Below are 10,961 nucleotides of genomic sequence, written 5' to 3' on the forward strand. Positions count from 1 at the left end.
TATCCCTGTGTTTCCGCTGGTGGCTTCAATTAGTTTTGTCCCTTTGTGTATGTCACCACGTTCTAACGCACTGCGGATCATGTTGAGCGCAGCCCGGTCCTTCACACTTCCACCGGGATTATTACCTTCCAGCTTGGCATAGATCTTCACATCAGGGTTAGGGTTTAGTTTCTGGATCTCGACCAACGGGGTATTTCCGACAAATTCTATGATATTTCCCATGCTTACAGATTTTTGGTCTCTACTTTAATGGCCGACTGGTGATAAACGGTAGATCCGGCCGGAACACTTTTGGTCAGCCATACGTTTCCGCCGATCACACAATTATGCCCTATTACAGTCTCACCGCCCAATATGGTAGCTCCGGAGTAAATAATGACGTGATCCTCTATTGTTGGGTGTCTTTTGGTATTGGCCATATATTTCTCCACACTCAGCGCACCGAGTGTCACACCCTGGTATAATTTGACATGATTGCCGATCACTGTGGTCTCGCCGATAACAAGGCCGGTACCGTGGTCTATATAAAGATACTCCCCAATGCTGGATGCCGGGTGAATGTCAATTCCTGTTATAGAATGTGCGTATTCGGTAAGTATCCTTGGAATGATCGGCACGTTGGCCTCCAGAATGGCGTGCGCAATCCTGTACAACGCAATCGCCAGAAAACCCGGGTAGCTTCTGATGATTTCAAATTCACTTTGAGCCGCCGGGTCACCCTCCATAATTGCACTGATGTCAGTGTTCATCTTTCTGTACAATTCCGGCAATTGCTCAAATATCTGAGCGGCGATCTGATCGTTGTCACTGTTCTCACAGGCTTTTGTTGCATTCAGGATATTTACCAATGCATTCTGCTGCCTGATAAACAATCTTTTGATCTCATTGATAGAATAATCCGGTGAAGTAACCCGCTCCGGATAGATCAGGTTCATTAACCCGATGGCCCATTCTGCAACCTCTTCATTAGAAGGCACAGCCTCGATGTCACGCTGTTTATTAAATATATGAAGATAAAATTCCTCGCTCATTTTGGTATAACTGTTTGAAAGTGTAAAAGAAAGAAAATTATTTCCTATTTACGAGTGGTTTTATGGCAAAAGAACCATCTGACTGTAAAGTTGCTGCAATCTCTCCTCTGCATCTGCGCAAAAACCAGGGTGTACCTTTGAGCTTTGCAATACCGTGCTTCTGGTAGCCGTAAGCCACCTAAACCTCGAAGCCATATCCAGCTTACCAATTGGACCTCCTTCCTTACCGCCCCTGCATATATTTTCAAATGCATTCAGGTGATGACGCAGTTCCTCCAGATCAGTATTGCTGCAAAATACAGAAAAACGCTGCTCATCCAGTTCTATCCTGGCTTTCAAATACTTTTGTTTCGCGCAGTACAGGATTACGCCCACATTCATGAACTCCTCACGCTCCACTTTGGGCACCAGGCGAATCACCGCATACTCAAATAAATCCTGTCCTTGCATGCTGTGCTTCTTTAACAAAGATTTGAGAATGAGTGACCCTTAATTTGAGGAACTCCGCGTATATCTGCCGGCGCTCTTCAGCAGATTCTTCTTCCGGCTCAAGGGATAGCCAGTCTTCCGGAATCAAAGCTACTATCGCATCGATCAGCTGGTCATTGAGAATGCCCTTAAACTCCTGATCCACTGCCTCAAGTTCAGTTGCAAATGGAAGCAAAACATGGTCCTTGACCAGCGCAAAAGGTTTTTTTGCCTGTTCTTCCCAATTTTGCAGGGAATGATGAAAATACAATGCTGCACCATGGTCTATCAGCCAAAGCTCTTTATGCCAGAACAACATATTCGTGTTTCGTGCTGTGCGGTCCATATTGGTCAGCAGGCAATCCAGCCAGACAATCTGTGAAGCCAGTTTTGAATCAATGACAGCCACAGTCGGATCAAATGTAATGGAACCAGAAAGATAATGCAGCGCCAGATTTAGTCCCACGCTTGCCTTCAGTAAGTCTTGGATCTCTTCATCCGGCTCTGTACGGCCAAAAGCCTCGTCTAAATTTGCAAAGACAAGCTCCGGGACTTTAAAGCCTAAAGCCCGGGCAATCTCCCCGCCGATAAGCTCAGCGATTAGTGCCTTCACACCTTGTCCTGCACCGCGAAACTTCAATACATATAAGAATCCGTCGTCTGCTTCCGCTATTGCCGGCATAGAACCGCCTTCACGCAGAGGCGTCACATAACGGATCACACTGACTGTCCTCAACGGAGGAACGCTATTCTTCATAGCGCCAAAGTTACAATTTCTTTATAAATACTGCGCCGTTAGAATCATTGCTGATGTCGCCTCTCACCAAAGCTTTTATCGTAAACTCAGCACCGGTTTCGTATTCTTTAATACTGAACTTGTACAGGTTATTCTGCTGCGAACCTCCGGTAAATCCATCATGTACATCTTCAGTTACTTTAACGCCATTCTTATAGACTTCTACAGATTTGATCTCGAGACGTGAATCTCCGTCTGTATACCAAAATGCAAGCTGATAATTACCATTCCCATTTATCTTACCAGAAGCATTCATTTCAAATAACCCGAATTCTTTTCCTTTAACCTTAGATGGTTTCCATTCTCCAACCAGTTCGCCGTAATTTTTAAACTGTTCATATTTTTCAGGAAAATAAAACGGCAGTGAATATACATTGCGATTTACCACAGTAATGGCACTGAAATCGGCTAATTGTTTGATTTTTATCGGCTGGGTATATACGGCTGAATAAGCACTGGCTCTCGTTCCATCGGTGCTGTACCTGATCTCCGCGCCATCTACGATATTCTCCAGTTTCAATAAATATCCATCTGCAGCCTTTTCATTGCTGATCAGTTTAGGCTGTGGTACTCTGTAGCCATATCCGGCATGGTCGTAGCGTTTGTACTGACTGCGCATCCGCTGTTCAAAATCTGTCCAGCCTTGTCGCGCAACAGGTGTCCAGCACACCTCTGCCATTGCGGCCATTCGCGGAAAACTCAGGTAATCAAAATATTTTTCAGAACGGTTCTCATTGAGCAGCGGAATTTCCTGCAGCAGCGTACCATGGATAAACTGATCAGACCAAAGTGCTGCACTGGCGCCCAATATCTGCGGGCGGTATTTTTCATCCATGCCTTTCAGCATAGGATTTAACTGGTACACTTTTTCCAATGAAATGGGCGATCGCCATCCTGCGGCTTTTACCTCACCCGGGATCTTACTTTCCGGGAAATCAAAATAGGAATACTCAGTCAGCGTCATCACCGTATAATGCCCGTCTTCTACCGCTTTGAAAGCCTTTTGCTGGTCATTCCAAATCATGCCTACGGCTTTATCCGTTAATCCGTCTTCTATGATCTCATTCCAGCCCACAATGGTCTTACTGTATTTGGAAACCATTTTTTGCACCCGTTGGTTAAAATATACCTGGAGCTCCTTTTCTGTTTTCAAACCCAGGTCCGCTTTGCGCTTCTGGCAATGCGGGCAGGCCTTCCAGCGATCGTAATTGGCTTCGTCACCGCCAATGTGAATATATTTTGAAGGAAACAACGCAAACGTTTCTTTAAACACATCGGCCATAAAATCAAAAGTAGACTCCTTACCCACGCAAAGGATCTCCTTGCTGATGGAATGCTGGGTCTGCACCACATACTGTTCACCTGTACAGGATAGAAATGGATAAGCAGCAATGGAAGAAAGTGTATGTGCCGGAATCTCTATCTCCGGGATGATATCCACATTTCTCAAACTGGCATAAGCCACCATTTCCTTAATGTCCTCCTGCGTATAGTAGCCGCCGGTGCGTTCCGCCCCATCGCCTCTCCATGCACCCACAGATGTCAGTTTAGGGTACTTTTTAATCTCCAGCCGCCAGCCTGCATCGTCTACCAGATGCAGGTGAAGCACATTCATTTTATACATAGACATCATGTCTATGAACTTCAAAACGTAATCTTTGCTGAAAAAATAGCGGGAAACATCCAGCATCATACCACGCCAGCCCCACAATGGTGCATCCTCTATATCTGCACCTCTGATCTTCCAGGTCACTCCCTTTTGGCGTGTTTGATCATGGATAGCCGCGGGCAGCATCTGGAGCAAAGTCTGCGTACCATAGAATACACCGGCAGCAGTTCCGCCGCTCAAAACAACGGCATTATTCTTTACAGTAAGACGATAGCCTTCCTTATTGGCTGCAGATGATTTGTCAAACTTCAAAATGATACCATTCTGCATACCCTGTTTTGACTGGATCATTTCAAAATCAAATCCGGTAGCGGGTGACAATGCAGCATTCAGCAATTCAGCCTGCGCCTTTAAGCCTTGTTCATAATAGATTTTTGTATCTTTTACAATAGTAAATGAAGTCCCGTTCTCCGTAATATGCTTCGGCAGGGGCACGATATTTAATTGAGCAGAAGCTGATACAGCTGCGAGTATAAACGCACAGCATAGCATTAGTTTGTTCATTGTGGTCATGGTGTTATAGTTGATCTACACAATGATAATCAAATAATTAAACACACAAGATTTTAGAAACCCCGAAAGTTTGAACAACCGTTTGCATAAGGTCTGTGGCGGTTATAAATGCAGAACCGCCTTGTCTTTATAGAGTTCCATAACTTTATCAAAACAGATCTTCAGCCATTCTGTGTACTCATCGGGGCATTTGTTAATGTCCGCTTTTAACGCACCCATAGTGATATACCTGAAATCCGCAACTTCCTCAGCATTGGGTACCGGAAAATCGTTGCTTACTCCAAAATACACATGATCGTATTCATTCTCAGAAAGGGATTCATTTACAATAGCTTGGTACATAAAACTAAACCCAAACTTCAACTCACATTGCATGCCCATTTCCTCATGAAGTCTCCTGTTTGCGGCAGCCAGGGTATCCTCGCCCAATCGCGGGTGACTGCAGCAGGTATTGGTCCATTTGCCGCCGGAATGATATTTATTTAAAGCACGCTGCTGCAATAGGAGCTCACCTTTGTCATTGAAAATGAAGACGGAAAACGCACGATGAAGCCTGCCCTTTAAATGTGCCTCCATCTTTTGCATAGTGCCTATTTCATTGTCCTGCTCATCTACAAGAATTACCCGTTCTGTCATTGTTGTCATTTGTATGCATACAAAAGTAGCTGATAAAACAATAACGTTTATAATATCCTTTTCATTTTACAGCCATAAAATATTTATGATAACATCAGTCTTATTTTGCTTCAAAATTTGCAAATGCTGAAAACATAATCCGCTGCCAATCGTTTTGATTTACATACGCTAAAGCAAAAATAAATGGAAAATCGGTTCAAGAATCATGATCAGGAAAAGGTTACCGGCCATGACAAACAAACAGTAATTCTTGATGAGTCGCTCACTGCGGAGACTGATGAGCTGGATCCTGCTTTTGATAGCCGGATCGACCCCGAAGATGATGAGGATCTTCTTGAAGACGAGGATGATCTTTTTCCTATTGAAGAAGACCTGCAGGACGATGGCTTTGAACAGGATGAAGAACCGGCATTTAACGATGATAAAGATGACGATTACTGATCCTTGTACATCTACTCAAAATATTTCGTAATTAATAGCTAAATTTGAGTCAAATACACTAATCATCATGGAATTCAGACTGGCCAGACACACCAACAGATTAGAGGAGATCATCGACTTTTACACCAATGCACTCGGCTTTAACATTCTCGGCGATTTTCAGGCACATGATGGCTATGATGGTGTATTTATAGGCTTACCAGATGGAAACTGGCACCTGGAATTTACCAGCACAAATGAACCTGTAATGCATCATTTTGATGAGGATGATCTCTTGGTTTTTTACCCCAAAACTCAGGATGACTATCAGCAAATTTTAACCAGCTTCAAAAATAACGAAGTTACTGAAGAGGTACCCAAAAATCCATACTGGCGGGCAAACGGCAAAATGTTTAAAGATCCTGACGGTTTGGGCGTCATTATTTCATCACTTAAATGTATTTAAATAGCCCCGTCCAATATAAACCGAAGCAACTGGAATGTGTTCTGCATGAGAAAAGGACTGAAGGTAGGCTGACTTGTAATCAGATAGAGATTTAACTTTGTGCCGGGCTAGTAAACTCTGGTATAAACCAAGTGATGACCATCCATTTCCCGGATTTAGAATTAAGTCCATTTTATACACTTGCTCTGCATCAGCCGGCTTGTTCTGCTTTAAGAGATAGGCACCCAAAAATTGCCGGGCAGGAATGGGCCAGTCCATCGGCTCGGAATAGATCATCTGGTCCTCTGTTTCTATAGCTTCATTGAGGCTCTTAATGCCCTCAGCATTTCTTTTCTGATCAAATAAAATAACGGCGTTTAAAATGCGTTCCGCTATCAGTGCACCTTGCAGCGTTGTATTAAAAGGAATACGCCGTTTCTTTAAAATGGGATCTTTTATTCTGCCGCGTAGCTGAACGAGCTGACTTGCTGCCGAATCCTGCCTCCCGGTATAAATATATGCCAGCCCTTTCGCCAAATTGCCAATTATCCCTGCATAAGGCCAGTCCGGGTCCGGTTGCACCGTATCTTTCAATATTTCATTCCATCTGCCAAGCCTGACCTGCGTGAAGACCGGCATCATGTACAGATACTGGGCATAAGTATCTTCATAAGTTGGTGAAACACTTTTTCTGCACCTCAGGGCATCCTGCATCCCTTTAGTGTACATTCCCCCGGTAAGTCCGCAAAAGGCCTGTACAGCGAAATAGTGAGAGGAATGTTTATTCAGTGATAGATTTTTTGCCAGTGAGTCATAACGCAAAAGATTCGCATCAGCCCGGTCATTTGCATCTACACCGAGCGAATACAACCCGTTTCTCTGATACACATGGCTGGACATATGGACCATATGCGCCACTCCCGGAAACAAATCTTTCAGCAGTTGTGCATTGGACAGCGCTCTTTCGGGCCGGCGGGAGGCCTCTGTTAAATGTATATAATAATGCAGCGCTCCAGGGTGTTTTGGTTTCGCTTGCAGCAGATTTTCACACAAGGCTAATACCTTCGGTGTCCATTCTTTTGCTGAACCATCATTGTTCCAGAAATCCCAGGGATGGATCAGCATCACAGCATCTATATAAAGCGCTTTAATATCCTCATCCTCGGGATATACGGACATGAGTGCGCTCATCCCCTGCGCATAAGCCATGTTTAACTTCGTTTTTTCTTTGTCAGCACCAGCAGAAGGGTACCTGAGGTTCATTACTTTAAACAATGCGCTTTCTTTTGGTGAAACACTACCGGCGGCAGTTTGGTTCATGAGTTCTAAAACCCCGGCAATGTTTTCAGGAATCACATAATTATGCGCGGAATTATAGCTTGGTCCCATAGCCAGTGCCTGTCCCCAGTAGGCCATAGCGCAATCGGGATCGAAACGCGCCGATTCCTTGAAAGAAGCCAGGGCCTCTTTCGTATGGTAGCTGTAATACATATTTAATCCCTGATCAAAATAAATCTGGGCACTGTCGCTGGCGGTGGATATTTGGTATGAATATCGGCCCCAGCCCGGCAGCTGTGCAATAAATTTGCCATTGTCTGCTTTATTAATACCCTCTGCAGACGAGGAAGAGCCGCACATGGCTACCTTTGCATTCCAGTATTCAAGTGTACTTAAAGTTTTTTTAAGGGAAGGATCATATCTGTGGGTACCCGTAAAAAAAAGACAAAATGTGCAAGACAGCAGTATTGTTTTCATAAGAATGGTAGTTATAGACGATCGGCTCCGAAAGTAAAACACAAATAAATATACCAAACAATAGTTATATTCTTAAAAAGATGCGCATGGCCGGCTGAGGAAGGGTTTTAAGACGCAAATCTTTTAACCATTAAATAATCCGTACCTTTACATTTTACATAGATTTGTGATATGAGTGATTATAGTGAACTGATGCTGATCGATAAAAATTCCGGCAAAATAAAGGACCTTGAAGTAGCCCTGGCGCGTGTTGAAGTGACCTATTTGCACTGGCTGAACAAACGTGAAAGCATTCTCACCGGTGAGAAACCAGATAAGCTTGGCAATTACTTCCGTTACTTTTATACCGAAAAAGGCATCCAGTTCTATGTAAAGGATAATCTTCCCCAGGAAATCAAAAATGCCTGCTGGTCTGCGTATAAAGGCATATTCGGAACTAGTTAGTTGAGGTGACGAGCTTGATCACTCCATTTATTTTGATCTTCACTTTAGAAGGTTTAGGAGATGAAATGGTGTATTCCCTTACTTTACCATCTTTCCAGCTCATGCTTACTGTATAATTGCCCCTTGCTTTCAGACCTTTGACTGAGCCTGAGCTTTTCCATGCATCCGGTATGGCGGGCAGCAGATCAATAAAACCGTCATGGCTTTGCAGGAGCATTTCAGCAATGCCTGCTTCAGCACCAAAATTACCGTCTATCTGGAATGGCGGCCCTGCCGAAAGCATATTCGGGTAAACTCCGCCACCTGCACCGTAGTTGATATCTGTCCTTGACGTTGGTTTCAATATTTCCTTGAGCAGTTTGAACGCACGATTGCCATCCTGCAGACGTGCCCAGAACAATAACTTATAAGCGATCGTCCAGCTTGGACCGTCATCTCCCCTTACTTCCAATGTCTTTTTTGCCGCTTCTGCCAGCGCAGGTGTAGCCGTAGGCGTAATTAAAGATGCCGGATATAATCCCCATAGATGAGAAATGTGGCGATGCTGCGGATCGGTTTCCTTATAATCTTCCAGCCACTCCTGTATACGTCCGCTTTTGCTGACCACACCGGGAGGAGGTACAGATTTTAGTTTATCCTGTAACACCTTTCTGAATTCAGAATCTACGTTCAACAATTGGGAGGCGGCAACCACATTATTGAACAGATCCCTGACAATTTGATTGTCAATAGTTGGTCCCATGGAAACATTGGCTGTCTTGCCGTTTGGCAAGTAAAAAGAGTTCTCCGGCGAGACAGAAGGTGAAGTAACCCACCAGCCCGATTTGGTATCTTTTACCAGGGCATTGTTGTAAAACTGCGCGGAGCCCTTTAAAACCGGATAAATGCTTTTCAGATAGCCCTTGTCCTGAGAGAAAGCATAATGCTCCCAAAGGTTGTTGCACAGCCAGCCGGAACCCGCATTGGCAACGCCCCATGATGCGCTTTCACCTGGTTCGGTAAAACCCCATACATTGGTGATTACGTGTGCGATCCACCCACCTGCATTATAATAAGCTTTAGCTGTTTTCCTGCCAGGCTCTACCAGCCCTCTGACTAATTCTGCCAGTGGTAAATTGAGTTCTGAAAGGTTGCCGACTTCTACCGGCCAGTGGTTCATCTGCACATTTACATCGAGGTGATAATCACCGTTCCAGGGTGTATTGATCTCTTTGGCCCATAAGCCCTGCAAGTTTGGCGGCAATAGCCCTACCCTGGTACTGCTGATGGTCAGGTAACGGCCAAACTGCATAAATAATGCGGCCAGCGCAGGATCGTCCTGTGCGTTCTTATAAAAGAGATCCAGTCTTTTGTTCGTTGGCAGACTTGAAGAAACTCCTTGTCCAAGATCCATACTAACCCGCTTGAAAAACCTGCTGAAATTAGCAATGTGTTTGGCTTTTTGCTGTTCGTATGGCTTTTTAACTGCTGCATCCAATAATTTGGCCGTGGCGGTTTTATAAGGATATCCTTTAAAATCGGTACCTGCGGATATATAGATAATGAGTTCTGTAGCATTTTTAACAGTCAGTGAGTTTTCATCTGCCGTTACGGTTCCGTCTTTTGTTTTCGTCCGGATGCGGGTCAGGTATTGCATGCCCTTTCCATCAGTCCCATTGTCCAGCTGGCCATACATCTGCAGTTCCATACCTTCTGTTTTTACCGCAAATCTTTCTGCACGTTTTATGCTGATCCTGCAATTTAGTTTTCCCGCCTGATCGGAAGAGATCCTGATCACATCTACGTCATCATCAAAACTGGTGAAGTAGGTTCTTTTATAATTTACCCCGTTGAGTTTAAAAGTAGTCGTAACCAGTGCACTATCCAAAGAAAGTTCTCTGTGATAATTTTGCGGCTGACCGGTTGCATTTCCATAATTGTATTCGATCTCCAAATCGCCAAGCGTCTGGTATTTTCCCCATTGTGTGCCTCCAGAACCAGGTCCTTTACAGACAAAATTTTTGTTGACCAGGTCCTGTGCCACTTCATTTTTGCCTTCAGCAATCAGTTTGCGGATTGCAGGCAAGCTTTTATAGGCTTCGTAATTATTGGCATCCTGCGGAGAGCCTGACCATAATGTAATGTCATTTAACACGATCTTTTCTTTATTGATGCCACCATCCGGTGTCATGCCCAATCTTCCATTCCCCAATGGCAAAGTTTCCTCCCAAACTTTGGCTGGCTGTTCATACCATAGTTTGAGTGGTTTTTGCTGTGCCTGGGCACTGCTGGATAACAGGTAACTTACCGCGATAAAAAGTAATTGCTTTTTGACCATTGAGCTCGGAATTCAGTTTTGATTTGGTTATTATTTGCAGTAAAAATATCGTTTATTGAGGGTATTGAAATGGATTAAGCTAGATAAATGATGGATTATTTAACTTCATTCATGCAATGATCTTATTCTCTGTTCCAGAAAGTAAGCTCACTAATGTTGCTGTATGCAGAGCCTGTTGTGGTATGTAATAATACTCTTATCCGGATATATCTTACGGGCGGGAGGATTATTGATCAGATCAACTTTAAACAGAGCGTAGTAGCTGATTACAACACTATTAATATTAATGTTTTTTCTTTGATTTCGGAGAAAAAGGTAATTCAATTGCATGGGAAACATAATCCAGGGAATAGCATGCCATCCAAGCAAAAATCTGACGGATATCTTGAGGGCTTAACGTCTTGGTAGGTAAACCTACTGTACTATTTGGCATGGTCTTGCCGAAGGCATAATAACTGTTCTCCTGC

General features: G+C 43.9%; 12 protein-coding genes. 3 read left to right on the forward strand and 9 right to left on the reverse strand.

The window, feature by feature from the left end:
* From VK541_RS16275 to idi, 6 genes are all read right to left on the reverse strand, one after another.
* The coding region (locus tag VK541_RS16275) for a pyridoxal-phosphate dependent enzyme (protein ID WP_324371380.1) at positions 1-222 on the reverse strand (222 nt) is incomplete at its 3' end.
* 2 nt (positions 223-224) lie between these two features.
* Positions 225-1,031, reverse strand: a complete 807-nt coding sequence (gene epsC, locus VK541_RS16280; RefSeq protein WP_324371381.1) for a serine O-acetyltransferase EpsC — start codon at positions 1,029-1,031, stop codon at positions 225-227.
* A gap of 60 nt (positions 1,032-1,091) precedes the next feature.
* Positions 1,092-1,481: a DUF3037 domain-containing protein gene (locus VK541_RS16285; RefSeq protein WP_324371382.1), complete on the reverse strand. Its 390-nt coding sequence runs from the start codon at positions 1,479-1,481 to the stop codon at positions 1,092-1,094.
* Positions 1,459-2,256 (reverse strand): HipA family kinase, encoded by a 798-nt coding sequence (locus tag VK541_RS16290; protein ID WP_324371384.1) that lies wholly within the window; start codon positions 2,254-2,256, stop codon positions 1,459-1,461. Before VK541_RS16290 ends, VK541_RS16285 begins: the two co-directional genes overlap by 23 nt.
* A 10-nt stretch (positions 2,257-2,266) precedes the next feature.
* On the reverse strand, positions 2,267-4,468 hold the full coding sequence (locus tag VK541_RS16295; RefSeq protein WP_324371385.1) for a beta-N-acetylhexosaminidase: 2,202 nt from the start codon (positions 4,466-4,468) through the stop codon (positions 2,267-2,269).
* Positions 4,469-4,579: 111 nt separating this feature from the next.
* On the reverse strand, positions 4,580-5,113 hold the full coding sequence (idi, locus tag VK541_RS16300; RefSeq protein WP_324371386.1) for an isopentenyl-diphosphate Delta-isomerase: 534 nt from the start codon (positions 5,111-5,113) through the stop codon (positions 4,580-4,582).
* Positions 5,114-5,296: 183 nt separating this feature from the next.
* Between idi and VK541_RS16305 the strand changes: the two genes are divergently transcribed.
* Complete coding sequence (locus tag VK541_RS16305; RefSeq protein WP_324371387.1) at positions 5,297-5,554, forward strand: hypothetical protein; 258 nt, start codon at positions 5,297-5,299, stop codon at positions 5,552-5,554.
* 67 nt (positions 5,555-5,621) lie between these two features.
* On the forward strand, positions 5,622-5,999 hold the full coding sequence (locus VK541_RS16310) for a VOC family protein (RefSeq protein ID WP_324371388.1): 378 nt from the start codon (positions 5,622-5,624) through the stop codon (positions 5,997-5,999).
* Here the strand turns inward: VK541_RS16310 and VK541_RS16315 are convergent.
* Positions 5,982-7,733: a hypothetical protein gene (locus tag VK541_RS16315; protein WP_324371389.1), complete on the reverse strand. Its 1,752-nt coding sequence runs from the start codon at positions 7,731-7,733 to the stop codon at positions 5,982-5,984. The two genes, VK541_RS16310 and VK541_RS16315, sit on opposite strands and share 18 nt — an antisense overlap.
* 171 nt (positions 7,734-7,904) lie before the next feature.
* Between VK541_RS16315 and VK541_RS16320 the strand changes: the two genes are divergently transcribed.
* The gene (locus tag VK541_RS16320; RefSeq protein ID WP_324371390.1) at positions 7,905-8,177 is read left to right on the forward strand and encodes a hypothetical protein; all 273 of its coding nucleotides are present in this window, start codon (positions 7,905-7,907) and stop codon (positions 8,175-8,177) included.
* Here VK541_RS16320 and VK541_RS16325 read toward each other — a convergent pair.
* Together VK541_RS16325 and VK541_RS16330 are read right to left on the reverse strand one after the other, a co-directional pair.
* Positions 8,170-10,494 carry a glycoside hydrolase family 95 protein gene (locus VK541_RS16325; protein ID WP_324371391.1) on the reverse strand — a complete coding sequence of 775 codons (2,325 nt, stop codon included), beginning with the start codon at positions 10,492-10,494 and terminating at the stop codon, positions 8,170-8,172. The two genes, VK541_RS16320 and VK541_RS16325, sit on opposite strands and share 8 nt — an antisense overlap.
* Positions 10,495-10,777: 283 nt before the next feature.
* A partial coding sequence (locus VK541_RS16330; protein WP_324371392.1) for a hypothetical protein occupies positions 10,778-10,961 on the reverse strand: 184 nt, incomplete at its 5' end.

Origin of the sequence: Pedobacter sp., assembly GCF_035317785.1 — a bacterium.
Lineage (GTDB): Bacteria > Bacteroidota > Bacteroidia > Sphingobacteriales > Sphingobacteriaceae > Pedobacter.